The organism is Paenacidovorax caeni, from assembly GCF_001298675.1.
GTDB lineage: Bacteria > Pseudomonadota > Gammaproteobacteria > Burkholderiales > Burkholderiaceae_C > Paenacidovorax > Paenacidovorax caeni.
The window spans coordinates 61,100-86,135 of the sequence record NZ_CYIG01000007.1; the positions used below are offsets into that span (position 1 = coordinate 61,100).

The 25,036-nt window shown below is 66.4% G+C and carries 27 protein-coding genes; 5 read left to right on the forward strand and 22 right to left on the reverse strand.

Annotated features, from left to right (window positions below):
- Positions 1 to 27: 27 nt before the first annotated feature.
- From BN2503_RS04350 to coaD, 3 genes are all read left to right on the forward strand, one after another.
- Positions 28 to 1,380, forward strand: a complete 1,353-nt coding sequence (locus BN2503_RS04350; protein WP_054255424.1) for a M16 family metallopeptidase — start codon at positions 28 to 30, stop codon at positions 1,378 to 1,380.
- Positions 1,377 to 1,976, forward strand: a complete 600-nt coding sequence (gene rsmD / locus BN2503_RS04355) for a 16S rRNA (guanine(966)-N(2))-methyltransferase RsmD (RefSeq protein WP_054255425.1) — start codon at positions 1,377 to 1,379, stop codon at positions 1,974 to 1,976. Before BN2503_RS04350 ends, rsmD begins: the two co-directional genes overlap by 4 nt.
- A gap of 74 nt (positions 1,977 to 2,050) precedes the next feature.
- Entirely contained in the window at positions 2,051 to 2,542 is a 492-nt protein-coding gene (gene coaD / locus BN2503_RS04360; RefSeq protein ID WP_054255426.1) for a pantetheine-phosphate adenylyltransferase, read from the forward strand.
- A gap of 114 nt (positions 2,543 to 2,656) precedes the next feature.
- On the opposite strand, the gene BN2503_RS04365 is transcribed toward coaD, so the two are convergent.
- From BN2503_RS04365 to BN2503_RS04420, 13 genes are all read right to left on the reverse strand, one after another.
- On the reverse strand, positions 2,657 to 2,974 hold the full coding sequence (locus BN2503_RS04365; RefSeq protein ID WP_054255427.1) for a BON domain-containing protein: 318 nt from the start codon (positions 2,972 to 2,974) through the stop codon (positions 2,657 to 2,659).
- Between the two features lie 403 nt (positions 2,975 to 3,377).
- Positions 3,378 to 3,602 (reverse strand): hypothetical protein, encoded by a 225-nt coding sequence (locus tag BN2503_RS04370; protein ID WP_054255428.1) that lies wholly within the window; start codon positions 3,600 to 3,602, stop codon positions 3,378 to 3,380.
- Between the two features lie 89 nt (positions 3,603 to 3,691).
- Positions 3,692 to 4,453: a DNA adenine methylase gene (locus tag BN2503_RS04375; RefSeq protein WP_233495011.1), complete on the reverse strand. Its 762-nt coding sequence runs from the start codon at positions 4,451 to 4,453 to the stop codon at positions 3,692 to 3,694.
- Entirely contained in the window at positions 4,344 to 4,649 is a 306-nt protein-coding gene (locus BN2503_RS20835) for a Com family DNA-binding transcriptional regulator (protein WP_074930018.1), read from the reverse strand. Before BN2503_RS20835 ends, BN2503_RS04375 begins: the two co-directional genes overlap by 110 nt.
- A 127-nt stretch (positions 4,650 to 4,776) precedes the next feature.
- Complete coding sequence (locus BN2503_RS04380; RefSeq protein WP_054255429.1) at positions 4,777 to 4,998, reverse strand: hypothetical protein; 222 nt, start codon at positions 4,996 to 4,998, stop codon at positions 4,777 to 4,779.
- The gene (locus tag BN2503_RS04385) at positions 4,991 to 6,886 is read right to left on the reverse strand and encodes a hypothetical protein (protein WP_054255430.1); all 1,896 of its coding nucleotides are present in this window, start codon (positions 6,884 to 6,886) and stop codon (positions 4,991 to 4,993) included. Before BN2503_RS04385 ends, BN2503_RS04380 begins: the two co-directional genes overlap by 8 nt.
- Before the next feature lie 4 nt (positions 6,887 to 6,890).
- Entirely contained in the window at positions 6,891 to 7,280 is a 390-nt protein-coding gene (locus BN2503_RS04390; RefSeq protein ID WP_054255431.1) for a hypothetical protein, read from the reverse strand.
- Positions 7,277 to 7,666: a hypothetical protein gene (locus BN2503_RS04395; RefSeq protein WP_054255432.1), complete on the reverse strand. Its 390-nt coding sequence runs from the start codon at positions 7,664 to 7,666 to the stop codon at positions 7,277 to 7,279. Before BN2503_RS04395 ends, BN2503_RS04390 begins: the two co-directional genes overlap by 4 nt.
- Positions 7,667 to 7,675: 9 nt before the next feature.
- Entirely contained in the window at positions 7,676 to 8,860 is a 1,185-nt protein-coding gene (locus tag BN2503_RS04400) for a hypothetical protein (RefSeq protein WP_054255433.1), read from the reverse strand.
- Between the two features lie 14 nt (positions 8,861 to 8,874).
- Complete coding sequence (locus BN2503_RS04405; protein WP_233495007.1) at positions 8,875 to 10,767, reverse strand: hypothetical protein; 1,893 nt, start codon at positions 10,765 to 10,767, stop codon at positions 8,875 to 8,877.
- Between the two features lie 40 nt (positions 10,768 to 10,807).
- Positions 10,808 to 12,508, reverse strand: a complete 1,701-nt coding sequence (locus tag BN2503_RS04410; RefSeq protein WP_054255435.1) for a hypothetical protein — start codon at positions 12,506 to 12,508, stop codon at positions 10,808 to 10,810.
- Positions 12,508 to 12,891, reverse strand: a complete 384-nt coding sequence (locus BN2503_RS04415; protein ID WP_054255436.1) for a hypothetical protein — start codon at positions 12,889 to 12,891, stop codon at positions 12,508 to 12,510. Before BN2503_RS04415 ends, BN2503_RS04410 begins: the two co-directional genes overlap by 1 nt.
- Complete coding sequence (locus tag BN2503_RS04420) at positions 12,888 to 16,397, reverse strand: tape measure protein (protein ID WP_054255437.1); 3,510 nt, start codon at positions 16,395 to 16,397, stop codon at positions 12,888 to 12,890. Before BN2503_RS04420 ends, BN2503_RS04415 begins: the two co-directional genes overlap by 4 nt.
- Before the next feature lie 19 nt (positions 16,398 to 16,416).
- Between BN2503_RS04420 and BN2503_RS20440 the strand changes: the two genes are divergently transcribed.
- Positions 16,417 to 16,572, forward strand: coding sequence for a hypothetical protein (locus BN2503_RS20440; RefSeq protein WP_158447340.1), 156 nt, complete (start codon positions 16,417 to 16,419; stop codon positions 16,570 to 16,572).
- 85 nt (positions 16,573 to 16,657) lie between these two features.
- On the opposite strand, the gene BN2503_RS04430 is transcribed toward BN2503_RS20440, so the two are convergent.
- From BN2503_RS04430 to BN2503_RS04460, 7 genes are all read right to left on the reverse strand, one after another.
- Complete coding sequence (locus tag BN2503_RS04430) at positions 16,658 to 17,662, reverse strand: phage tail tube protein (RefSeq protein WP_054255439.1); 1,005 nt, start codon at positions 17,660 to 17,662, stop codon at positions 16,658 to 16,660.
- 3 nt (positions 17,663 to 17,665) lie between these two features.
- Positions 17,666 to 17,857 carry a DUF7210 family protein gene (locus BN2503_RS04435; protein WP_139235306.1) on the reverse strand — a complete coding sequence of 64 codons (192 nt, stop codon included), beginning with the start codon at positions 17,855 to 17,857 and terminating at the stop codon, positions 17,666 to 17,668.
- Positions 17,854 to 18,369: a hypothetical protein gene (locus BN2503_RS04440; RefSeq protein ID WP_233495008.1), complete on the reverse strand. Its 516-nt coding sequence runs from the start codon at positions 18,367 to 18,369 to the stop codon at positions 17,854 to 17,856. Before BN2503_RS04440 ends, BN2503_RS04435 begins: the two co-directional genes overlap by 4 nt.
- Positions 18,366 to 18,869, reverse strand: a complete 504-nt coding sequence (locus BN2503_RS04445; RefSeq protein WP_054255442.1) for a hypothetical protein — start codon at positions 18,867 to 18,869, stop codon at positions 18,366 to 18,368. The genes BN2503_RS04440 and BN2503_RS04445 overlap by 4 nt, the downstream gene beginning before the upstream one ends.
- Positions 18,869 to 19,312 carry a hypothetical protein gene (locus tag BN2503_RS04450; protein WP_054255443.1) on the reverse strand — a complete coding sequence of 148 codons (444 nt, stop codon included), beginning with the start codon at positions 19,310 to 19,312 and terminating at the stop codon, positions 18,869 to 18,871. Before BN2503_RS04450 ends, BN2503_RS04445 begins: the two co-directional genes overlap by 1 nt.
- A gap of 139 nt (positions 19,313 to 19,451) precedes the next feature.
- The gene (locus BN2503_RS04455; protein WP_054255444.1) at positions 19,452 to 21,818 is read right to left on the reverse strand and encodes a phage major capsid protein; all 2,367 of its coding nucleotides are present in this window, start codon (positions 21,816 to 21,818) and stop codon (positions 19,452 to 19,454) included.
- A gap of 6 nt (positions 21,819 to 21,824) precedes the next feature.
- The gene (locus BN2503_RS04460) at positions 21,825 to 22,082 is read right to left on the reverse strand and encodes a hypothetical protein (protein ID WP_054255445.1); all 258 of its coding nucleotides are present in this window, start codon (positions 22,080 to 22,082) and stop codon (positions 21,825 to 21,827) included.
- 201 nt (positions 22,083 to 22,283) lie between these two features.
- On the opposite strand from BN2503_RS04460, the gene BN2503_RS04465 reads away from it, so the two are divergent.
- Positions 22,284 to 22,490, forward strand: a complete 207-nt coding sequence (locus tag BN2503_RS04465; RefSeq protein ID WP_054255446.1) for a hypothetical protein — start codon at positions 22,284 to 22,286, stop codon at positions 22,488 to 22,490.
- 85 nt (positions 22,491 to 22,575) lie between these two features.
- On the opposite strand, the gene BN2503_RS04470 is transcribed toward BN2503_RS04465, so the two are convergent.
- A complete protein-coding gene (locus BN2503_RS04470) occupies positions 22,576 to 23,571 on the reverse strand; it encodes a putative phage head morphogenesis protein (protein WP_054255447.1) in 996 nt (331 codons plus the stop codon).
- Positions 23,555 to 25,033, reverse strand: a complete 1,479-nt coding sequence (locus BN2503_RS04475) for a phage portal protein (protein ID WP_054255448.1) — start codon at positions 25,031 to 25,033, stop codon at positions 23,555 to 23,557. The genes BN2503_RS04470 and BN2503_RS04475 overlap by 17 nt, the downstream gene beginning before the upstream one ends.
- Positions 25,034 to 25,036: the final 3 nt, after the last annotated feature.

A 25,036-nucleotide genomic window follows, 5' to 3' on the forward strand; every position in this document is an offset into this window, starting at 1 on the left:
TAGGGCCAGGGATCACCGAGAGAAATTATGAATGCTATTAAAAAGAGAGCTGCTAGCGCTTTCCTGGTGTGCGTTGGATGGCTTTTTTCCTCGCAATCTGCGTGGGCGCTGCTGCCCATCGAGCATTGGCGCGAGCCCAGCGGCGCGCAGGTCTGGCTGGTCAATAGCCCGGGTATCCCCATGGTGGACGTGCAGATCGCCTTTGACGCCGGTAGCCGCCGCGACCCGGCCGCGCAGGCCGGGCTGGCGCAGGCCGCCGCGCTGATGAGTGCCAAGGGGGTGCGGGCCCAGGACGATGCCCCAGCGCTCGACGAGAACGCGCTGGGCGAAGCCTGGGCTGACCTGGGCGCGAGCTTTGGCGCGCATGCCGACCGTGACAGCTACAGCTATGCGCTGCGCTCGCTCACCGACCCCGCACTGCTGCAACGCGCCGCGCGCCTGGCCGCACGCCAGATCGCCCAGCCGAGCTGGCCCGAACCCGTGTGGGAGAGTGAGCGCGCGCGCTGGAGCGCGGCCATCAAGGAGTCGTACACCCGCCCGGGCCCGGTGGCGGCCAGGGCCTTTTCTACCGCGCTGTACGGCAGCCACCCCTATGGCCAGCGCCCGGAGGAAGACACCCTGGCGCGCATTGGTGTCGCCGATCTGCAGGCGTTCCACACCCGTGCCATCGCCGCCTGCCGCGCGCGCGTGAGCCTCGTCGGCGCGCTTGACCGGGCCCAGGCCCAGGCGCTGGTGCGCGCGCTGCTGGCGCTGCTGCCCGAGCGCGACCCGGCGGACTGCGCGCCGCTGCCCGCAGTGCCTGACGCGCCGCCGCTGGCGCAGCCCCAGGTGCAGCGCATCGCCTTTCCCTCTGCGCAGGCGCAGGTGCTCATCGGGCAGCTCGGCATCGCGCGGCGCGACCCGGACTTTCTCGCCCTGCTGGTGGGCAACCACATCCTGGGCGGTGGTGGGCTGGTGTCGCGCCTGACCGAAGAAGTGCGTGAAAAGCGCGGCCTGAGCTACAGCGTGTACAGCGACTTCTCGCCCGGCCTGAACGTGGGCGGCTTCGTCGTGGCCCTGCAAACCCGCCCCGACCAGGCCGACCAGGCCCTGCAGGTGGCGCAGCAGACCCTGGCGCGCTACGTGCAGGACGGCCCGACCGAGGCCGAGCTCCAGGCCGCCAAGGACAACCTGATCGGCGGTTTCGCGCTGCGCATCGACAGCAACCGCAAGCTGCTGGGCAACGTCAGCAACATTGCCTGGAATGGCCTGCCGCTGGACTACCTGGAGCACTGGACGCAGCGCGTGCAGGCGCTCACCGTGGCCGACGTGCGTGCTGCCCTGCAGCGCCACCTGCACCCTGAGCGCATGGCCACCGTGGTCGTCGGGGGCCAGCCGTGAGCCGGCCTGGCACGGCGCGCACCGTCCCAGTGCCCCGGGGTGCGGGTGAGGTGCGCATCATCGGCGGCCAGTGGAAGCGCACCCGCTTGAAGGTGCCTGACCGTCCGGGCCTGCGCCCCACGCCCGACCGTGTGCGCGAGACCTTGTTCAACTGGCTCGGGCAGGACTTGACCGGCTGGCATTGCCTTGACGCTTTTGCGGGCACCGGTGCGCTCGGGCTGGAGGCTGCCTCGCGCGGCGCCGCCGCGGTGCTGTTGGTGGAGCAGGATGCCGCATTGGCCGCCGCGCTGCAGCAGCACCAGCAGCGCCTGCAGGCGACGCAGGTGCGCGTGCAGCGGGGCGACGGCCTGGCCGCGCTGCGCCAGGCGCCGCCGGGCAGCCTGCACCTGGTGCTGCTCGACCCGCCGTTCGACGCCCTGGCGCTGTTCGCCCCGGCGCTGCAGGCGGCCGCGCAGGCACTGGCGGCCGACGGCTACGTCTACCTCGAAGCTCCAGCGGCCTGGGACGAGGCGGCGCTGGCCGCCTGCGGCCTGCGCGTGCACCGCTATCTGAAAGCCGGCGCGGTGCACGCGCACCTGCTGCACCGTGTCTCGTGAACTATTGATTCGATAGCTGCCAGCGCTTTCCCTATAAGAGCTGGAGCCGTTTTTTATTCAGAAAAGAATTCACCATGCCCCACGTCATCGCCGTCTATCCAGGCACGTTCGACCCCATCACGCTGGGCCATGAAGACCTGGTGGCGCGTGCCGCCCAGTTGTTCGACGAGGTCATCGTTGCCGTGGCCGTGGGCCACCACAAGAAAACCCTGTTCAGTTTGGACGACCGCATGGCGCTGGTGCGCGAGGTGGTTCGACCATTTCCACAGGTGCGCGTGGAGAGCTTCGACGGCCTGGTGCGCGACTTCGTGCGTGCCCACGGCGCCAAGGCCATGGTGCGCGGTGTACGCAGCGTCACCGACTTTGAATACGAGCGCCAACTGGCGGGCATGAACCGCCACCTGATGCCCGACGTGGAAACCGTTTTCCTCACGCCGAGCGACCGTTTTGCGCACCTCTCCAGCAGCTTCGTGCGCGAGATCCATACGCTGGGCGGCGACGTGCAGGCGTTGGTCTCTCCCGCCGTGCTGCAGCGGCTGCAGGCGCAGGTGCCCGTTCAGCGCTGAACTTGCCGGGGCGGCGCACGCTGCCGAGCGGGAGCGCCGTAAACAGTCTCCAAAAGCAAAAGCGCCCCCGAAGGGGCGCTTGCGTGTGGCTTGCCGCCCGGAGGGCGGGCCAGCTCAGGGGCGCACGACGATGCTGTTGCGCACTTCGCGCACGTGCTTGGTGTTGCGTGCGATGCTTTCGGCCTTGTTCTTCTCGGCCACGGTCTTGGCAAAGCCCGACAGTTGCACGGTGCCGTTCAGGGTCTCGACGCTGATCGCGCCGGCGGACACGGTCTTGTCTTCCACCAGCTTGGCCTTCACGGCCGTGGTGATGGCGGCGTCGTCCACGTAGGCGCCCACGGTTTGCTGGTCACGGGCCACGGCGCAGCCGGTGGCGGTGACGATGGTGGTGCCGGCGAGGGCAGCGAAGGCGATGGCGCGAAGGTATTTCATGGTTTTCTCCTCGATGGGTTGGAAAGGCGAGTGCTGTGGTGCAGTGCCTGCCAGCCGGTTGCACTCCCCCGATCGGCAAGTATCCGCATCATGATGCCTGCGGTGCGCGGCACAGGCGGCGTGCATGGGCCGTGCGAACGCAAGCAATTGTCAATCAACTTCAGCGTTTGCGTGCGCGTGCCGCGTACCCCGCGGCCGTGGCCAGAGCGGCACCGGCCACGGCGAATGGCGCGCCGCGCGCTTTGGCACTAAATAACGCTGCCTTTGGCACTTCTCAACGCTGGCTTTGGCGCACTTTTAAAGCCTGCACCAGCGCTGTGGATAACTTTTGCCATGGCCCAGAGAGATAAAAGGCCCGCATCGCGGGCCTTTGAAGTTGCAGGCGGCCTCGGCCGCCGCTGGTTTACGCCGTCACCGGCTTGCCGCCGAGCGCTTCGACTGCCTTGGAGAGCAGCTCTTCAACGCTTTCAAGATCCCCTGCATAGCCCCAGTGGCGTGGCTCCTTGGCCGCATCCCCTGCATGGGCGCGCTGCGCGTCGAGCAGCGCGGCGAGCTGGATGGTGATGTTGGCCTGGCGCATCTTGTAGGCTTCTGCGGCGCTGCGGGCTTGTTTTTTCACGTCGTACATGGCGGGAATCTCCGGTTGGTTTGCGATGCCACCAGTACCGCTCTGTCGCGCCGCGAAGCCAAGCGGTGCCAGACTACCGTTGTCTGCCACTACGCCACCCGCTTGAAGTTGCTGATCAGCACCTCGGCCGCTTCCTGTTTCTTGGCCCCGCTAATGCTGTAGCGCGTCTTCACGGCCTCAATGTGGAAGTTGGCGAAGGTCTCACGCACGCCCGGCGTGTCGTTCAGGCTCAGGATGAAGCGTCCCTTGAGGCCGTCCAGCAGCCCCGCCAGGCGCCCAAAATCCTCCCGGCTGAACAAGCCCTCCCCGTAGTCGCCCTCGCAGTCCCAGTACGGCGGGTCCACGTAGAACAGGGTGCCGGGCTTGTCAAAGCGCTGGATGACCTGGTCGTAGGGCTTGTTCTCGATGAACACCCTGGCGAGCCGCAGATGGGCCTCGCTGAGATCTTCCTCGATCCGCAGCAGGTTGAGCCGAGGCGCGCCGGTGGCAGAGATCCCGTAGGTCGGGCGCACGATGCGCGCGCCGAAGCTGCTCTTGGCAAGGTAGAAGAACCTGGCCGCGCGCTGGATGTCTGTGAGGGTGTCGGCAGGGGTTTTGAGAAAGCGGTCGAACTCGTCACGCGACACCAGCATCCAGCGGAACTGCGCTACCAACTCACCCAGGTGGTACTTGACGCACCTGTACAGGTTGGTGAGTTCCGAGTTGATGTCGTTGATGATCTCGACTTTGCTTTCGGGCTTTTTAAAGAGCACCCAGGCCGCGCCCGCGAACACCTCGCAGTAGGTCTGGCGATCCGGCATCCTCTCGATGATCCGGTCGGCCAGGCGGCTCTTGCCGCCCAGCCACGCCAATGGGCTTTTCAGTTGCGTCATCATGGTTCCTTGTTGAATGACGCTCATGGCGTTCTGGCTTGGGGCTCGGGCCGCTGCGATCAGCGGTGCAGGCTCTCCAGTGGTTCAGGCACCCGCAGCGCGGGCACTTGATCTCTACGATTCCTTCGGCGCGGGCCAGCAGCTTGCTGCAGCGCCCGCATCTCACTTCTTTCATGTCGGCATCACCTATGATTCGACCCGCCTAGCTAGGTGGCAGGGTCTCTGGTTGATGCCGTGCTCACCCACGGCAAAGACGTTTGCGAGGGGTGTTCACGCACCCCAAGCATTCGCCCTGTCTTTTTTTAAATCACATCGACATACACCGGCAGATCAGGCGCAGGCCCCTGAACCACCCCATCCTGGATAAACACCTTTGCGCCCACGGCAGCCTCGCCGCGCACACGCACCTGGCCCGCACCGGGCAGCTCCACGATGGTCGAGCCGTTGGCGCAATACACCACCGTGGCGATCTGCACCCGGCCAGGCGCCAGCAGCTCCTTGAGCTGCAAAAAAAGGTTAGGCATGACTGAGCACCTCCAGCGATTGCGTGAGCACCGGGAATGCATGGGTTATGTCCGTCGAATCCACAATGCCCAGGCGCTGCACCGAGACGTCATCCCAGTACCGCAGCACCGTGCCTGGCTTGATCACACCCGTGGCGGGCAGTACCGGCAGCGTCATCTTGTGGCGCAGCATCAGGCCGGACTCCGACAGCTCAGCGCGGGCGCGGGCCTTGGCCGCCTCAATGGTGGTAATCAAGGGATGCACCACCATGGGCTGCTTGAGCACGTCGCCCGCCGTGCCCGGCCGGGTCAGATCCGCGAACACACCACCGGCCGCGCCGTGCACGAAGATGCGGTTGTATTCGGGTAAGTCGAGCACCTCGGTCTCATCGATCTCCGAGAACCCCTCAGGCAGCTCGATCTGCGGCACCAGCTCCTGCTGCCAGCGCCACCACTCCATGGGCCACAGGGGGAGCACGCGCATCACGCTGTCGGTGTCATGCGGCTGGAGGTAGCCGCCCACACTGCCCGCGATGTCGGCCAGTGCGCTGACCATGGAGCCCTGATGCATCCAGACGCCCCCGGGCACAAGCCAGTCCTGCAGCCCAAAATCCACGCTCCAGCCGAAACCCACGCCGTTCACAGTGAGCACCTCGCTCATGAGCTGGTGTGCAGTGCGGTCCAGCGCCGAGCCGAAGTTCATAACCAAGCCGCGCTGTGGGTCGAGCACCGCCGCCTTACCCCGCCCCGATGTCGTGACGACGTGCTCCGGCAGGCGGCGGCTACGCGGCGCGCGCTCGATCTGCAGCCGAAACGGCTGGCCGTTGACCCGCACCTCGATCTCCACGGCCTGGCCCATGGGAGGAGTCACCGCATCGCGGGCCGAGGCATGGAACGTGGCGCTGAATGTCCACGTCCAGCTCTGCCGGTTGAGCTGCATGCTGAAGCTCTCACTGGGCAGCGGCGGCCCGCTCAGGTCGTCGGCACGGCGAATCTCGATACTGTTGATCACGACATAGCTCCTGCGCGCTGGCACGACGATGTCAGCTGGGTGCGGCGGCGGCCCAGCCCGCTCGCACACAAAGACCAGCCGCCCATCGCCCGTGGCCAGCTCATTGAAAACAAGGCGCCCCAGCGTTGCCGGGTCGTAGCACGGGGGGCGCTTGGGCGGCTGCGACGGCACGTACATGCCAGGCGGGGGCCGCATACCGTCCTGCCAGTGACTGCGCAGGCCCAGGCTAAGCCTTTGCCCATCACGCCAGTGCTCGCCAACGGCGGCGCGCAGCGGCTGAGCCTCTTGCCAGTGTGTGAGCACAGCGGCACGCCGGGGCCGCATTTGCTGCCAGTGGGCGGCCACGGCCGCACGCAGGCCCTGCCCGTCTTGCCAGCGCACGGCCACGGCAGTGCACTGGTGCTGCGCCTCTTTCCAGGCCAGCACCACACCCCCGCCCAGCTGCTGCGCATCTTGCCAATGCACGGCCACGGCAGTGCGCTGGCGCTCGCCCTCTTGCCAGCGTGTAGCGGTGGCAGTGGCCAGGGGTGTAGCCTCTTGCCAGCGCGCCTGGGCTGCCACGCGCAGCGGTGCGGACTCCCGCCAAGGCAGCGAAGCACCAGCGGCCGCAGGCGCAGCCTCCTGCCAGACTGATTGCAGCTCGGCGCGCACACCGCCCCGGCTGACGTTGGCATCCCACTCCAGCACCACCGTGCCATCAAGGCCCGGTAGATCGACATCCATTGACAGCCCCGTGCCAAAGCGCAGCACCAGCGGCCCGCCATAGTCCAGGCCGGGCAAGTCGGCATCGATGGCAAGCGGCGCATCAGGGATGACCTCGCCACCCCCGGTGTCGCCAAAAACCAGTCGGCCAGTTCCGTCCTGCGGCGCGAAGAAGAGGAGTTTTGCGTCACCCACACGGCTACCCCAACAGCGCGGTATCGCTCAGCGGCACAACGCCGCCCGCGTAGATGACGAATGGGCCACCCTCGGGCGTGCCCTTGATTTGGAAAGGCCCAGGGCCCCAGGCATCGGTGACGGCCGCGCCAAAAATCGGCACGCCATTGCCGTCGCACCACTCACCCCACGATGGCGTGCCGGTGGCAAGCACCAGGTCTTGCTGCGCCGCTTGCTGCAGCGCGATGCGGCCCTGCGCATTGATCGTGCCGCACGGTTTGGCCAGGCGGCATACCGCCAGCAGCACCCCACCCTGCTCGGTGTAAATTTTGACGCTTGATGGGCCAGCGCCCGCATCAGCCATAGCGATGGATGCTGCATTGCGCGCGGCGCGGTGTGCGGTGCTGATGGTCATGCATCCTCCCGCGCTACTACCGGGCCAGCGCCCACGGTCTTGTGGTTGCCCCAAGGGTCAATCGCCACAGCGATGTAGGAGACACCCAGCTCTAGGCCCTCGGCGCGGTAGTGGCCCTGAGCGTCGCTGTAGCCCTCCCAGGCTTTGAAGCCGTCCGCCGCGCGCAGCAGCCACACCCGGCCAGACACAAATGGCGCCTCAGGCGATACAGCCGAGGCGCGAAACATCACCCGGTCAGCAATCACGCCTAGCGTGGGATTGGTGTGCCGGTAGTCTTGGGGCAAGCGGCTGGGCCGGGGCAGTGGTAGCACGCCGCTGAACTGCGCACCAGGCGCACACTGCAGCAGGCCGTGGCGCGCTAGCGGTAGGAGGATGGGACTGCTCATGCGCCCGCCTTAGCGCCAGGGGCCGGTGACATCGACAAATGCGGTGCCGGAGCGGCTGCCCGAAGATTGCCCGACAGGCACAGCCGCAAGCTTGCGCCCGGCCAGCGCCCCAGCGCCGTCATTCAAAGCAAAGGGCGTGGGGAAAGGTGTGTTGTCAAGCACCTGCGGCACAAAGTGGCAGCCAGGCACTACGGCGCGCAAGTCGTTCGTCGCCTGGTCTTTGAGCATCATGCGCGCCATGCGGATTGCGCCATCTACACGCCCGGGGGCTATGCCTAGCGTGCCATCGCTGCCGGATAGCATGGTGACGTTCCCGCCCTCTGGCACAGGGCGCGCATATACCGCACTACCCAGCCCTTGCCAGCCGCGTGCGAAGGTAGCTGCGCCGGAGGTGGCGCTGTCGGTGGAGGCACCAGACAGGCCGCCATACTGGAGGCCGCTGCCGATGCTGCCCGTCGCAGACAACACAGTAGCAAAGGCATCACCCGCAGGATTGAGTGCCACACCTTCGCCAAAGCCGAAAACGGCTGTTGTGGTGTTGTTTGCGCTGTTCGCAACGCCAAAACACACAGCCTGCAGCAGCAGCTTTGCATCTGCAGCCAGCAGGTACGGGATTGCTGTCGTATTGCTTGCTGTGGACTTGTGCCAGTAGCCGCCACCCGTGGCGATTTGCGCATCGAGTGGAAAAAGCCCGGTGCCAGTGTCAATGTCGCTCATGGTCTCGTAGCCGCGCACTCTGGCGAAAAGGCCATTGCTGTCATCGACACGCAGGTAAAAGCGTGCGCCAGTCACATCCGTGCTGCGGTACACGGCCTTGTTGGTTCTGGTGTCAACCTTTTCCCAGCCTGCAGGGGCATATTTGAGCGTGATCGCGCCCGTGGCCACGCCGTCTGGGGCTGTTGTTGCGAACGTGATCTGCGTGTTGCTCGCTGTCAGCACGCGCGCCTCGCCATTGAGCGCGGAAGGCGTCGCACCATCGACCCACACCACAGCATGCTCTGCGAAGCTGCTGCCCGCATTGACCGTGGCCGTAGCGATACCGCCTGAGACCGAGACGCTGAGCGCCGTGGTTGTGCCCCAGCCGGTGACCAGCAACGCATCGAGCGCCGCGATCAGGCACCCAGGCGTGTTGCCGTTGATGACGGGCGCTCCGCGCATGTCGTTGCGGATCCATTTGACCGATGTAGATAGCATTTCTTCTCCCACGCTTACTCGTTACCCGGAAGCCGCGCCACGCTGCCGCGCTGCACAAGCCAGAAACTGTCATCCGCCACAGCGGGGCTGCTGGGCTGGGTGCAGCGCACCACGGCGATCTGGCCTTCGGCACCCACGGTGTCCACAAACAGCACGTTGCCTTGCACCCAGCCGGTGTTCCATCCGGCTGCGCGCACCGTCAAATAAGGCGCTCCCGCCGCCACGTTGATGGGCGCGAAATCCGCATTGATCGTGCCGCTGGCGATCTGGCCCAGGTGCTGGCCGATCAGGTCGAAGGTCACGCCGTCCGAGCGCATGCGCAGCGCCCAGCGCTCGGTGATGGCGCCACGGTTGGTGACTTCGATGGGTACGCCCGCGTGGTTGTATTTGGCGGCTGCCTCACCCTTGGCGGGGTCTACCCCGTCGTACCAGGTGGTGCCGCTCCAGCTCGCCTGGCTATACACCCGTGAGACGCGTGCGAAGCGGTCGTTCTGGCGCAGCGCCGTCGAGAACACGGCCCCAGCCGGGAAGGCGTAGCCCACGGGCTCGGTCAGGCGCACCTTGCCGTCGATGCGCACCTCGGCGATCTGGCGGTACACCTCGGTACGGCCAACCACCCGTATCTGGGCCGGGTAGCCCGTCAAGTCTGTGAAGGTGAGCGTGCCCGCGTCCAGATCGTGCGTGTAGCCCGTGCGGATTTCGGCGCCAGTGACGTCATCGAGCACCTGCACGAACGACAGGCGCTCATGGCCGACGCTGTAGGTCTCACCCACGAACGGCACAAACGCAGGCCCGCTGTGTGTGACGCCGACCACGCAGGTGTCACCCGGGCGCGCGAAGGGCACGCGGCCATCGGGCGGCAGCGCGGCGGGGTCCAAGCCCATGAGGCTGGCATCCACCGGAAGATAGACGTAGCTGACGCACGAGTAGCGCAGCGTGGTCGGATCGACCGGCCACGGCCGCCAGATCTTGCCCGCCTGCACCGCGCCCACATCGGCCGCGCTGTACCACCACTCGGCCTTCTCAGCAGCAGTCAAACTGGAGTCCAGCACGAAATCGCCGAACTGGAGCTGCACGCCGCCCCGGGCGAAGTCCACCGCACCCCACATGTGCAGACCGCTGACCACCCCCTGGCCGTTGACGTTGGCCGTCAGCGTGGCGCCATGCGTATCGACCACCGAGAGCACCAAGCCACCGGCGCCTGCACGCAGCGGCGCCACCTCGGTGTTGAAGAACACGCTGGACGTGTGCCATTGACCGGCAACCGTCCACAGGCTCAGCAGCGTGAAGTCCTGCGGGCCCATGCCGCCCACCACGTAGTCGTACATGAAGGCGCAGCCGGTCTCGTAGTCCATGCGGCCCGATGCGATGCCGGGGTCGGACGCGGTGCGCCCCCGGTAAATGACGCCCTCAAAGTCCTCATAGACCTGGCCCATCCAGCGGAACTGCACGCTGCCTGCCACGACCCGGTGGGAGGTGTAGGGGCACAGCTGCAGCATGACCTCGCCGGGCTCAAACTGCTCGGTGTGCGTACGCGGCACACTGGAACCCACCCGATAGCGCGCAACCAGGCTGGAGCCCGAGAACAGCTCTTCGCCCACGCTGGCCGTGCCGTACTCGCCACCCTTTTTGCCGTCGTCTTTCCAGTCGCCCTCGCCATCGGTCACGGCGCGCGCGAAATTCGTGGCGTTTTCGTAGTCGCTCTTGTACGCCTCGGTCTGCTTGTCAAAGTTCACGACCTTGAGCGAGACCGCCTTGCCCACGTAGTCCACCGTGCCACGCCCGAAGCCAAGCTGCCCGGCGCCGTCGTCAGTGACGGTCTTCACGGTGACGATGCGGTTATCCGACGTCTTGCCGGTTTCCTCGGTCATCGTGGCCTTGCTGGAGCTGCTGGTGACCATAGCCATCGGCGTACTGATAAGAGTCCATCTGCCCATTTCGTACTCCTCAGGCGCTGCGCGGCCAGTTGACGCCACTGCCGCTGGTGGCTACTGGCTCCACCCACTGCGGGGCGGATTTCCAGATATAGGTTGCGTCCGCCGATTTCGTGGCGGTGGTGGTGGTGAGGTTGCCGCCGCTACTGGCGCTGACCTGGCGGCCCACAGCCCACTGCAGCTGCAGCGTGCCCGCGGCGGGCTGTTGCGCGAGCCCGAAGTTGATGTAGCCACCGGCATCCGGCACGAGCGCACCGCCGACAATCTCGGTCACCAGCGTCTCAAACTGGCAGGAGATCTGAAAAACGGCGCCCGGATCGGGCATGTGCGTGGGGCGCAGCAGCAGCGTGCGGCTGGGATAGTCCAGCACGCCCGTGGCAGCGCCCGTGAGCTTGCCCGTGCCATCGTCAGACACGGTGCGCACGACACCGGCACTGGGGTATTCAATCGAAAAGCTGCCGGGCACGACGCGGTCAGAGGCGGTGGCCTCGTCATCGCCGCCGAGCACAAAGCAGTACTCGGGCCGGGGCACCACGGCACCCTGGCCCGCGCGGCTGGTGTACGCCGTGCGCGTGCCATGGCTCATGCAGATCAGGGAGCCGATGTCGGGCAGCGCCTTGAGCGTCACGATCACCGTGCCCGTGAGGTACGACACCGACCCGCCACCCCAGCCCGTGAGCTTGCCAGCGCCATCGTCGGCAATCGTGTAGCGCTGGCCCTGCGCCCAGTAGTCGATAAGCAGCGTGCCAGGCTCCGGCAGCGGAGAGCACTGGATTACGTAGTTCAGGCCGAGGTTTTCCTCTTGCACTTTGATGCGCTGGGTGTGCGGCGTGATGCCCACCTCGACGCGGCGCGGCGCCTCGGCCAGCACGATGGTGCGCCGTGCCGTGGGCCGCTGGTCTACGCTGACGGCCTCGGTACGGTTGTTGGGCACGATCTGCGTGTAGATGCTCTCGGCCTGAATCCAGGTGTCGGTGATCTGCGTTGCAGCCGTCAGGCGGCTTGCGCCGTAGAACAGGCCGCCGTCGTAATAGACCGTCTCGCGCACCATCGTTTTTTGCGCATTGCGTGCAAAGAACCGGGTCGGAGGCGATCCAGGAAAGTCGTAAAGCAGTGCATCAAACAACTCGCATGTCGAAACCTGCGCCTGGAAATCAACCAATGTGCCGTTGATGACCTCCGTGAAGGTGCGCGTCTGCGTGTCCACGCTCTTGATGCGCACGCGCTGGTAGCGCTCACCCGCCTGGCCTTCCATGTACACCAGCACATAGGTCTTACCAACAGCGGGTGGCGGCATGCCGGGCCGCTGCAGGAGCTGGCATGCCTTCATGGTCTCGTAGTGGTTCTCCAGCAGGTAGCCATTCCACTCGCTGCCCGCCGTCATGCCGCTTTCGATACGCTGCGCGATCTGCTTGCGTGTGGCGAAGGGGTCTTTGAGCGTGAGCATGGTGACGCTCACGCGCGGGTCAGCGGGCGGCTGCGCGATGATCACGTTGGCGCCATACAGCGGCGCCTGGTCGGCATTGCGCAGCACACCGAAGATCGAATAGATCTCCACGCGCCCCACGGTGCGCGTCTCCTCGGAAATGTCCGGGAAGATTTCGTTGCTGCGCCCGCTGGTCAGCAACTGCGCGGACGGAGGGCCGCCGCCCTCGGGCACGTCGGCCATGTTGGCCGAGCGCGCAAAACGGATGTCGCCTGCAAGCAGTGGCATCACACCTCCAGAAATTTAAACAAGGGGACGTAGACGGTCTGGCCGTTGATCTCGCTGTCTTCCAGGCGCCAGATCGGGTCGGCAGTGAATTCGAGGAACAGCACCGTGCGCGCCTGGCCGCGCACTACCAAGCTGAACTCGGCACCCGGCAACGCGGCCCACGCATTGAGCTGGTCGCACTGCGCGCGCTCGATCCAGGCGCGGCTGTCGCGCCCGTCGAGCGTGATGGGGCGCCCCGCCTTGCGCTTGCCGACGTGCACGATGAGTGCGCCGTGCGTCCCCCACTTCTGCGCTGTCACAACGGGCGTCCAGGCGTATTCGTCCGTCCACAGCAGACGGTCGGACAGGGTGAGCACCTCACCAGCGCGGGCAAGCGTGATCATTGGGCAACCCTCTTGGCTTCAGCCAGCGAGCGGATGAGCGCATCGCCGTTGAGCTGACTCTGCCGGTCGGCGTAGCCCACCGACTGGCGGCGGCCGTCGATGGTGATGTTCGAGACGTAGACCGTGCTGCCAGCGCCTGGCTTCACGCCAGGGCTGCTGTCCGGACTGGCGCCGGGCGCAGAAGATGGGGGCGCAGTGCTGGGGCCCGCACCAGGCGGCGTTGCACCGGGGCCTGCACTGGAGCTGGTGCTGCTCTTGGTGCGCTCTTTCTCTTGCGCCTGCTGCTTGTCGGATTCCCGCTTGCGCTGTGCGCGCTCTTTCTCCTCAATCTGACCGAGCAACGCCAGCATTTCCTTCTGCTTGGCGATTTCCTTGTCCAGCTCGGCCAGCTTGGCGTTGTCTTTCCAGACGCGCGCGCGCTCCATTTCGAGCTGCAGGCGCTGCAGCTCCAGCGTGATCTGGTTGCGCTCGCGCTCGGCCTTGGCGGCAGCGATCTCCTCCTCGGTGCCGTCGATCTCCAGCAGGCGCATGCGCATATCAGCCAGCGCCGCATCGCTGCCCTGGGCAGACTGCTGCAGCTTTTGCTGAGCAGCATCGATCCCCTCCAGGGTCTCGATCATCTTGTTGGCCTGGGCGCTCATGGCCGCGAAGCCCGCCTCGGTTTGCGGGTGGAAGCGCACGGTCTCCCACATGGCCTTGTTCACCGCCTGCGCGTACTTGCTGGCGCCGTTTTCTCCGCGCCACCACATGCTGACCAGGCTGTCGGCGGACTGGGAGGCCTCCTTGGCGGCGCCGGCAGTTTGCTTGCCCGCTTTTTCCGCCTTGTCGCCCATGCCCTTGAGGCTGTCGCCCGCCTTGTCGGCGCTGTCGCCCACGTTTTGCAGGGTCTCGCCCGCGCCGCCGCCGCCACCACCACCACCGCCACGCAGACCCGCAAGCCGCTCCAGCTTCTTGGCAAGCTCCTCCGCTGCCTTGGCCTGGTTGAGCATCGCCGTGGCCGAGTTGATGGATGCGTCGATCTCTGCCTGCGCCGCCTCCGTCAGCAGCCCCCTGAGCTCCAAGTCCTTACGCTTTGCCTCGGCTGCAGCCAACACACCCTCGGCCTCGACGCGCTTGGCCTGAGCCGACAGCAGCGCCTGCTTGGCCTCCAGGCGCTTGATTTCCAGCAGCGCCTGGGCCGCACCGGCTTCATCGCCCTGCGCCTGGGCCAGCTCGTAGGCGGTTTGCTTTTCGGCGATGGCCAGCTGCAGCGCGGACTGGCGCACGCCGATGGCGCTGCGCTTGAGGGCGATGTCCGCCCGCGTGGCCTGGGCCGAGTCCTTGAGCGCATCACGGTACAGCACCAGCGCCGCCCCGGCGTCGCGCTCGGCCTGGGCCACCTGCTGCGCCGTGGCGCGCCCTTGCTCCTGCGCGGCGCGCAGCTCCAGCACCTTGACCTCGGCATGCGCGTAAGCGTCACCCAGCTCGCGCACGCGGCCGCCGTTGTCTTTGTGGGCCTGGGCCTCGGCCGTGGCTTTGGCAGCCACCACGGAAGAGGCATCGGCCTGGGCGCGGGCCTTGCGCGTTTCCTCGGTGCGCTCGGCGATCAGTGTGCGCAGATCCTCCAGCTGCTTCCTGCGCGCATCGTCCACCTTCAGTTCGGCCGCCACCTCGAATTCCATCGACTGCAGCTTGGCCTTGAGCGTGTCCAGCTCGGTTTGGCGGGCCTGCGCCAGTTGTTCCAGCGCCTGTGCGCTGGCCTGGGCCGCGCTGGCAGCGGCTGCGCGCTGCTGCCCCTCGGTGCCAAAGGCGGTGGCAAGATCCATGGCCGCCTTGCCCTCGGCCTCGCGCGCGGCAACGCTCTTTTGCGCCAGGGAAATGCTCTCCTGCACGCTGGCCAGCACATTGCCATAGCCCACCTGCAGGCGCGTCCAGTCGCCAGCGCTCGCCGCCGCCTGCGCACCCGCAGCCTGTGCTGCACCACCAGCTTGCGCCAGCCCTGCGGCTGCTGCCGCTGCCGCGCCATTGGTTTTGCCCAGTTCGGGGTTCACCAGCTCCAGCGATGCGCGCAGCGTGTCGTTGTGCTGCGCCGCCTTGAGGATGCTGGTTTGCGAGGCTTTTTCAATGGCGGCAAATTCTTCGCGCACACGCGAAAAATCCAGCGTCATGATGGCCCCCATCAGCACGCCGATTTTTTGCCCAGCGGACACCAAGCCTTCACCAAACAGCAGTATCGCCATTTGTGCCAGCTCGGCCGCCACCTTGAATGCGTTGAGCCCGCCACTCTCGCCCAGGCGCGCGCTCATGTCGGTGAAGGCATTCTTGATATTGATGAATTCCTGCGAAAGCGTCTGTGCACCGCCGGCTTGGCCGTAGAGCTCGTTCAGCCCCTTTGTCAGCGCCGGGAAGATGTCGTTGGCTGTGATGCTCCCGGCTTCCACCAGCTCGTTCAGCTTTTCCACTGTGATGCCCATGCCCGCCGCAGCAGCCTGCAGCGCGCCGGGCAGCGCTTCGCCCAACTGGCCCTTCAGTTCCTCGGCCTGCACGGTGCCCTTGCTGGCCATTTGGCCCAGCGCCACCAAGGCGTTGCTGGTCTCGGCGCTGCTTTTGCCCGCCTTGCCCATGGCGGTAGCCACCGCTTCGAACACGTCGCGCGTGGCCTTGCCTTCTACGGCAGTCCCCTTGGTGCTGGCGGCCAGGCCCAGGAAGGCGCGGCCAGCCTCCACCGTGTCCACGCCGACCTTGCTGGCTACTGCACGCACGAATTCCAGTTCTTGCGCGGCCTTCGCGGAATCCCCGGTGACGGCCTTGAGGCCCGCTTGTAACGTTTCCATGCTGGCGGCGGCGGCCACCGCCTCACGTGCGGTAAATGCTGCTGCCATTGCCGTGCCCGCAGCCTTGGCGGCTTGGCCCAACACGCCCACTCCCTGAGCAGCCTCCTGTGACTGAGCACCCGCCTGACGCACGGCTGCGCCCATGTCGCGTGCACTTTTTTCTACGGCGCCAGCGCCAGCGGCGGCAGCACGATAGCCGGGAACCAACTCCTGAACAGATTCACGCACAGAGCCCATTTGGGCGCGCAGCCGCTGCTGGGCCGCACCTACATCCTTGGCGCTGATACCGTAGCGTGTCAGCTCGGCCTGGGCCGTCTTGAGGGCCGTGCTGCTCTGATCATAGGCATCCTTGGTGGCCTTGACCTGGGCCTGTAGACGCACCATGCCATCGGCCTCTTCCTTGGTCATCAGGGCACCACGGCCCACCTGGGCGGCATAGTTCGCCGCCTCGGTTTGCGCAGCCTTCAACGCCTTCGCTGCGGCCCGTGCCTCCGAATCCAGGGTGTTGAATGCATTGATGGCGGCATCCTGCTGCGCCAGCCCGCGCAACTGCGCAGCCGCCGCCTGGGCGGCGGTCTTCATGTCGCCATCGAGCACCTTGGCGACGTTGTCCAGGTCATCGGCCAGGCCGGTGATTGACTCCCGGCCCTTCACGCCAATGCTCAACTCGGTGCTGATTTGCTTGTCCGCCACGTTTTCCTACAATGCAGCCATGCCGCGCCTGATCCTGTTCATCCTCTGCATCGCCTTCCTGGTGGGGGCGGGTGCTTCGGTACCTGTGGGTATGGCAGTCGCGCTGATTGCTTTGCTGGCCCTGGGGGGCTACATCGTGTGGGGCTTTGTGCGCATGTTCACCAGCGAGCACTGACCGAACCCATGGCGTAACTGTCTCGCGCGAAGCACAAATAAATAAGGCCGACATCTGTCGGCCTTTGTATTGGTGGAAGTAGCTTTTAGAGCTTGCGCACCCGGTAGTACTTGCTGATCGCGGCGCCGTTCTTGGTGTCGTCCTTGAGCACCGCGCCCGATACGGGCAGGCTCGCAAAGCCCTTGTCGGCCAGCAGGCCGATGCTCGATGCCACCCCTTGGGATGCACGCCAGACCTCCACGATGCTGGGCTTGCCATCGTCCGCTTCGTTCAAGCCCTCGAAGATCAGCTCCAGTTCCTTGGCCTTGGTGGTCAGCGCTTCGATCACGGCATAGCTGGCGTACTCGTAATCGACGGTGACATCCTCATCGTCGGCCAGGCCCGCAGCATCCGGGAACACGAACACCCCGGCAGCACGCGCCTCCCAGTTGCCCGCCGCAGGCACGGCGGCGCCCACTGTGGGGTACTCGTAGCTGATCCAAAAGCCCTTGCCGTTTGTCACACCAGGGGCAGTGGCATCCACATGCACCCCGGCGGCGTCCACCGTGTAGTTTCCTGCGGATGTCAGCGGCGTGGCCGTGGCCACGCTGTCGCCCGCACGGATCACCACGTTGGTGGCCCCGGGGTGGTCCAGTGCAATTGTGTCCCCCTTACTCACGTTGAGGTGCTCCTCGTCCGTCACCGTGGCCGTGCCAGCGGCATTGCCCTTGCGCACCACCACGTTCTTGGGGGCAATGTGCGCCGTGCGCAAGATGCCGCCGCGTGTCACCTTGTGGGCTTCGCCCGCCACGGCGCCGCCTTCCACGCCGGTCACCGTGCCCAGCGAGGCACGAGCCAGGTTGGTCACGTTGAGGTCGGCCAGCTTCATCTTGATCTCGACATCGGTCACGCGGCGCAGCTCGGCATGCACGCCGCCGCCAAGCTGCGTCATGTCGGGCTGGGTCTGCACTTCTTCCTTGTGCGACAGCTCCAGCTCCAGCACGTTGCCGATGGGCATGGGCGCGGTGGTGGCGCCGCGTTCGCGGGCGTACACATGGCCCACCAGGGCGGCGGGCGCGAAGGTGCGTTTGATGACTGCTTCAGAAGACATGGTTCATTCCTTTGTCTTGGGGTTGGATACAACACCCACGGCGCGCAGCCAGCGGGCGGTTTCGGGGTGCACTTCGATCTCTGTGCCAGGCGCACGCAAGACGCCCTGGTGCTCATGCTCACGCGCCAGGCACACCCGCTCCAGGGTCTGTGGCGCAGGCGGCTTCTTGCGTGGTTGGGCGGGTTTTGTGGTCACGGCTTCCTCCATTCGGCCCAGTTGCGGGTTTTGAGCTGCAGCACGGCGCTGTGGCACAACGCACCTGCAAACCACACCGGCCCAGAACTTGCCACCTGCAGGCCGCGTTCCTCGGCCGTGCTGGCCCCCAGCAGCCCGGGCAGGCCCAGGTTTCCTGCCAAGCGCGCGGCATCGCGCATGCGCTCGACCAGGTCGTCAAAGATCAGCTCGCTGTCCACCGCACCGTTAAACGAGAGATAGCCACGCATCTGCCAGGTGTGCTCGTTCAGGATGCGGCCATCGGCGTTCAGCTCCGAGGTGGCAGCGCGGCGCAAGTACCAGCCCCGGATGTGCGCATCGGCCCCAAACCCATCCGTGGCGGGGTCGGTGTGACGGTACTGGTAGGCCGCTTTAAACCCCCGGTCGTCGGACGCATAGCGCTCGCACGGGTGCACCTGACCCACAGCAGGCACGGCGCGCAACAGCGCGAGCAGGGCTTCACGGGTGGCGGCCAGGGTGTTAGGCATCGTCATGTGCCACCTCCCGCCAGGTACGCGGCCACCTTGGCCGCACCTTGCTCGAACATAGCGAGAATTTGCCCCTCGATGGCTGATGCTGCGCGCGCCATGGGGTACTGCGCTGGCGTGCCTTCGCGGGCAATCTTGCGCGCCACCAGGAACGCTACGCTCTTGACTTCCTTAGGCTCGCGGATGCCCAGCACGGCCTTGACCCAGGGCTCCAGTGCCTGGGCAGGCGGCATGTGCGGCCTGGTGCCCAGCTCAACAAACAACGCACTGGGCTGGCTGCTGCCCACCACGCCCAGCACCCCTGCGGGGGTGCTGGCAACGTCGCTCGTGATGCTGGCGGCGGTAATGTCAGAAGCCCCACGCGGCAGGCGCTCCTGCCACTCGCGTTGAAGGAGCAAGGTGGCTTCGGTCATGGCCACGCGCAGCACCTGGTCGGTGTAGGCGGGCGCATCGCGCAGCCCCTGGCCATAAGCGCGCAGGTCACCCAGGCTGATGGACAGCTCCATCACACACCCCTTCGCACCAGGCCGTGGCGCGGGTTGCGCCGGGGCCAGCTCACCACGCCCGCAGCCGCCGCCAGGCCGGTGCCCGCCGCCGCGCTGAAGGGGTCTGCCTGGCCCGTCCCCTGGTAGTAGGCCGCGCGGTATTCCTTGGCGCGCAGCGCGTAGGCACGGGCGCGGCTTTCAACACGGGCCGCATCCACGGCCAGGGTGGAGTCCCGGTCGCTGCTGTAGCGCGTGGCGAGCTGCTGGCACAGCAGGTAGGCCGCGTACTGCGCCACCGGCAGGCGATGCGCCTGCGGCACGTCCGCGCCGGGCAGCGGCGACAGGTCTGCGTCGTAGCGCACCAGCGCCTCGGCGATGGCGCGGTCGCGCACGTCGGGAGCAACGGCATCATCCTGGTCGGACACCAGGTCGTTCAATAGCTGCTGGATGTCGGCGAGCGCCATGTTGTCGGGTGTTTAAAAGTGGATCGACTGGGTTGGTGAAGGCTCCAGGTGCGGGGCCTTTACGAACCCACCCCTTGCGGGGAGGGCCGGGCAGTTGGGGATGCCAGCCACTTCACTAGCCCTACTCGGGCTTTGGAGTTCAGGCCACCACGGCCTTGGTGAATGCGCGGTAGTCGGTGACCGCGCCGCCGTAGATGTGGCGGATCTTGTAGGTCAGCTTGTCTGCCGCGAACATGGAGCCCACGTTGGGCGTGTCCTGTACGAACAGCTCCGGCTCTTCGCGGCCATCCAGGAAGCCCATCTCGATGCCGGGGATGTCGGCTGGGTCGGCGGCGGTGCACCAGTCGTTGGCGTCCGTCCAGTACCAGACCGGGATGATGTTCATCGTCAGCGACTGGATGAACGTCTTCTCGTTGTTGGTGGACAGCTTGAACAGATCGACGGCGGTCTCCTGCAGCTCGACCGGCACGACCAGGCGCGTGGGCGTAATGCCGATGCGGTCGTTGCTGCTCAGCTCGGTCTGTTTGAGCATCGCCAGGCGGTGTGCTGCCAAGGCAGCCTTGTCCAGCGCGGCGGTGAACAGGTTGGCGTGGTCAACGTGGAACAGCGCCTTACCGTCGTAGATGGCCGCATTGCTGCGCAGGAAATCGAAGACGAACTTGGCAAGCGTGCGCTTCGCCGCACGCGAGAGCTTCGTGGGAACGCGGCGGATCACGCCCACGTCGTCGTTCTTGATCATCTCCAGCGTCACGTCTTCGGTGCCACCGCGCTTGTCAGCCTTGTAGGTGGCTTCTTCATCACCGGGGCTGGTCAAAGGCTGGTAGTTCGCCGCCTCGGCCACTACGGGCAGGTCGCCGTAGCCGCCCCAGCGCGTGCGGTGCTGCATGCGGAAGTCGTTCACCGGCACCACGCTGACGAGCTGGCGCCAGCCGTCGAAGTCCACCGCAGCACGGTACTCGGCCAGCATGCGGCGCGACACGGCATCGCCCAGTACTTCGCCCAGGGAGGCGCTGCCCAGCGACTCGACCATGCGTGACTGGTCGCATTCGCGCAGGCGGCCGGTGACAAGGCGGTCGCCCGTCATCTCGACGTAGCACTCCTTGAAGGACTGCACGCGGCCGTGATCCTTGTGGGCGGGGTCCCAGAAGGCGTCCAGCATGTCGCGCATGGTCAGGCTGCGGTCGCCCACGGTGATGGCGCCATTGCCGAACATGGGCACGCGCACTGCGCCGCTCTCGGTCAGGCGGGCGACGTAGCCACCCTCGGCCGTGATCAGCTCGCCCACGGCGGCTTCAGTGAGGCGCTCGGCCGTGGCCGTGGCGATCTGCGCCTGCAGGCGCTCCTTGGATGCCTGGGGCAGCTTGGCCGCACCGATGCGCTCGCGGGCTGCGGCGCGCAGCTCGAACACGGCCAGGTCGGCGCGCGTTAGGGGGGCGTTGTCGCCCTGGGCCTCTGCCACGCGCTGGGTGCCGGGCTCGGGCACCAGTGGGCCGCACACGGCCTCGTGCAGGTTGACCACTTCGTCGTCGGTGATCGTGTCCACGTTGATCGTGGCGTGCTTCGCCGGGTCTTTGGCCTTGATGGCCTCCAGCATGCGTTGCTTCCAGAGAGGCATTTCGCTTCCTTCGTTGGTAGTGGTGGGATCGGCGGCGGCTTCGGTGAGACGATCCAGGCCGCCGCCAGCGCCCGGCTCGACGATCAGGTCAACGGAGACCACCTTGGTGAACTTCACCGCCTCGGTGAGGCGTTCCTTGCCCACCTGGCGTGGCTTCGTGCGCGCGAAGGCATCGATGGACAGGCCCAGCAGGCTTTGCATACCGCGCTTGACGGCCTCAACCATCTTGGTGACGGCCGCATCGGTAGGGTCGATAGCCCGGAAGGTGCCCACGAGTGCACCCGTGTCAGTGGCCTTGCCCTCGACAAAGCGCACGCCGTAGATGCCACCGATCAGGTTGCGTACGTCCTTACCTTTGCCCGCGATGTGGTCTGCATCGCTCTTGGCAAACACACGCACGCCCTCGAACTGGGGCACCGCCTCACGCAGCGTGGCGTCGGGGTAGTAGTTGCGGTTGCCGCTGCGGCCCGCCTTGACGATAGTGACCTCGATGGACCCATCGGCCGCCTCGCGGAACACCACCGAACCATCGGCCGCTACGGCTTCGCGCACGGCCGTAGCCACTGCATTGGACGCACCAGCAGGGAGGACTGGGGGCGCAGCAGCGCCCACGGGCGCATAGTCCGCCACCACCTCGGCCGCGTCGCCCAGCGCCACGGTGTTGTCGGCGGCCACGGTGTAGGCGTAGCTGTACAGGCGCCCCTTGAACGCCACGACCACACGGTCGGGCCAGATGCCGCGCACGTCCACGTAGTAGTCGCCATTGGCCGACAGGCGCAGCTTGTCGCGCACGGCCTGGCGCACCAGGTCGATGAGCTGGCCGTACTCGGTGGTCACAGCCTCGGTCAGACGCGCGTAGCCAGTGCCAGCAGGAATGAGCTTGATCGGCATAGCCGCTTACTCGTCCTGGCTGGTGAACTTCTGGCCGTCGCGCGTCACGACGACGACGTGCGTGCCGTAGTCACGCACGGCGAGAACTTCATCGGCCTTGATGGGGATGCGCTTTTCGCGGGGCGCCTTGGCGGGCTTGCCGTCCTCGCCCTTTACGTCCGCGAACTCGACCACCTTGCGCTGTACGCGCTTGGCGGCCTCTGCGAAGGTCTGTTCTTGGGACTTGGCCTTGTCGGCCGCGTCCTGCTTTGTCGGGTCGGGCATGCATCACTCCATCCAGGTATGCCGCGAGGCGGCGTTGCGATGGAGTGACTGTGCCGAGGGGGGCACAAATAACTAAGGCCGACATGGGTCGGCCTCGGGCGATGGAAGAGGGTTTTCAGGCTACCACGCGGGCTTCGGTGGTGGCGAATTCGCCGGAATCGGGCGACACTTCCAGGCCACGCCAACCGAGGAGCTACGTACATGGATGACAAGCACGCCAACGACGACCAGCAAACCAAGGAACTGGATCAGCAGTACGCGCTTTTCAGGCTATGGCTTATCTCGCCCCAGGCGCAGGTCAATCCGCATCTCGGCCCAGAGGCCATGATCGAGGAAGCGATGTGGATGGCCTGGAAGGAAGGGTACCGCTATGGCAAGCACCAGAAGAACCCGGCGCGAACCAAGTAGCACCCCAATGCATTTAAACCCAATTTAAATCGCCCGCCAAGCCCGCCCGGCGCACATGCCAAGGGGGTAGGCGCCTCAAGGGCGCCTAATGCGCCAGAGCGGCCTCTTTTTCAGTCTCCTTCTGGATCACCGCTTCGCCCTCGCGCCGCCCCCCGGCTTTCTTCGCCGCCTGGTCCAGCGCCGCCTTGCGGCCATCGAGCTTCAGCTCCAGCTCGCTGAACGGCTTGGCCCCTGGTGTCATCACCTTCCAGTGCTTCATCCAGGGCAGGCTGATGCACCCGCAGTGGATCACCTGCTCGGGCGGGGCCTTCGGGTCGTGCGGGCACTGCATCAGGTCCATGCCACCCCCTGGGTTCGGCACCTTGAAGGGCTTGCCTACCTCAACCACCCGGCCGTCCATCAGGTCGTGGTTCCACCGGCTGTGAATCTTGCCGCTGCGCCGCCACTGCTTGCACAGACCGGGCACCAGCTCTGCGGCTTGCTCCAGGCGTTCGTTGGCCGCCATGGCAAACGCGCGGCTGACCTCGGTGTGCACGATGGCCGTGGCTCGCCGGGGCGACTCGCCCTCCAGCAGCGCCTGCACCTGCTTGATGGCCGCGAACGGCGTTTGCCCGCCGATTGTGACCAGGCCGAGCTGGCGGCCGATCTTGCGCAATGCCTCCTGCCCCACGTCTTTCAGGCGCAGCGTGCCGAACGCCTTCATTTGCTTGAGCACGCCCACGTCGAGCTGCGCCAGGCGCAGCTCAACGGCCTGGCCGATCAGGGCCAAGGGCTTGTCGATGAAGTCCTCGCCCGCGCGCCAGGCGCCATCCATGCGCAGCCCGAACAGCACCCCCGCCTTGCCGGTGGCCCCTTCCAGCACGTCCTCGATCTGGCCCAGCAGGCGCGAGAGCTGCCACTGCTGCCAGTCGCTGGGCAGGCCCGCCAGCGTGGCCAGGATCTGGGTGCGCGCATCCTTGAGGATCTGCAGCACCTCGGTCTGCCCGGCCAGCAGGTCGCGCGCACGCTCGCGCAGGCGCCGCGCCAGCTCGGCCTCGAAAGCCTTGTCGGGCTTGCCCTGGAGGTCAGTCTTCTTGGGCATCGGCGGCGGGCGGGATCTGGAAGACATCCTCGGCCGCGCGCTCGGCCTTGCGCTGGGCGGCTTCCTTCCGGGCGGCGGCCAGCTCGGTCTTGGCGTCAAAGTCCTGGCCGAAGCGCTGGGCCACGTCGGCGATGATCTTGAGGGCGGTCTCTTCGGTGAGCAGCCCGGCCTCGATCATCTGGATCACGGCAGCGGTCACCGCCTGCATGGCGCTGGCGAACTTGGTGATGTCGCGGTTGAGCAACTCGGGAAAGACGGCGGTGACTTGCCATTCGTCCTTCGCCCAGTCGGGCTTTTCGCCACGGGTGCGCGCGGCACACCAGAGCACGTAGCGGCCAATCTCCTCCAGCATGCGCTTTAAAAAGCCCTGGCGCATGCTGTACATCTTGAAGGTGGGCTCGCCCATCTCGCTCGCGGCGGCGCGGTTTACGTCGCCCCCGCCGCCGAACCAGTGCTCGGGCACCGTGGCACCTCCCAGCACGTGGTTGCGCAGCAGCCGGGCGCTCTGGCTGGTGTCGGCCGCCTGCAGGCCGGGCGTCTTGGGCTCCAGCTTGACCTGGTCGTTGTGAACGAACACGCTGTTGGGGCCGGGCGGCACGAATTCCTTCTCGTACTTCTTGACCGCGGCATCGTCGGCGCCCGTCATTGTGACGTCCCAGACGAAGCGCCGCAGGTAGTCGATGCGATCCAGCTCGGAGAACAGGAAGTCGTCGTAGGCGTCCAGCCAGTCCATCTGCCCCAGCAGGTCGGAACGGCCCCGGCTGCCGTTCGGAAACTTGTTGAGCTGGAACAGCAGCACCTCGCCATCGCCGAAGTCCTCGGCGCGGATGCGCTGGGTGCGCTCGCTGAAAAGCTCCGCATCCTCGCCCAGCACGATCACGCGGTACTTGTACTGGCGCCCCCGGTTGTCGCGCTTTGTGACCACGCCGATGGGCTGCTCGGGGTTGTCGGGATCGTTGACCACCGTGGCGATCTGGCGCGGGTCGAGGTAGCCCAGGCGCACGAAGCCATCGCCCTCGCGCACGTTGGCGATGTAGCACTGCTCGCCCAGCAGCCCCAGGGCGCGCACGCGCTGCTCCAGCTTCATGGGCCAGTTGTTGATGGGGTCGGACCAGAAGGCGTTGAGCAGTGCCTGGTGCTCGTCATCCACGCACTGCAGCGCCACGCCTTCGGCCAGCAGGTAGGCCAGCGGCAGCTCCACCAGGCGGTTGGCAAGCAGGTTGCTCTGCCACAGGTACTCAGCGAGCTTCTGCATTCGGTCCTGGGCCATGGGCTCCAGGTCGCGCTCGTTCATACTCGCCAGGCCGTCGCCCGAGAGGCGGCGCCAGCCCGCATCGTCGTCGCGGTCGCCCTGGGCTGCTGCGGCCTCGCGCACGGGCTGAGGCGCGGGTGAGGGCACGGGCGCGGCATCGGCGGCCGGGGCGTAGCCCACAGCCTGCAGCATTCTTTTAAAGACTCCCATGGA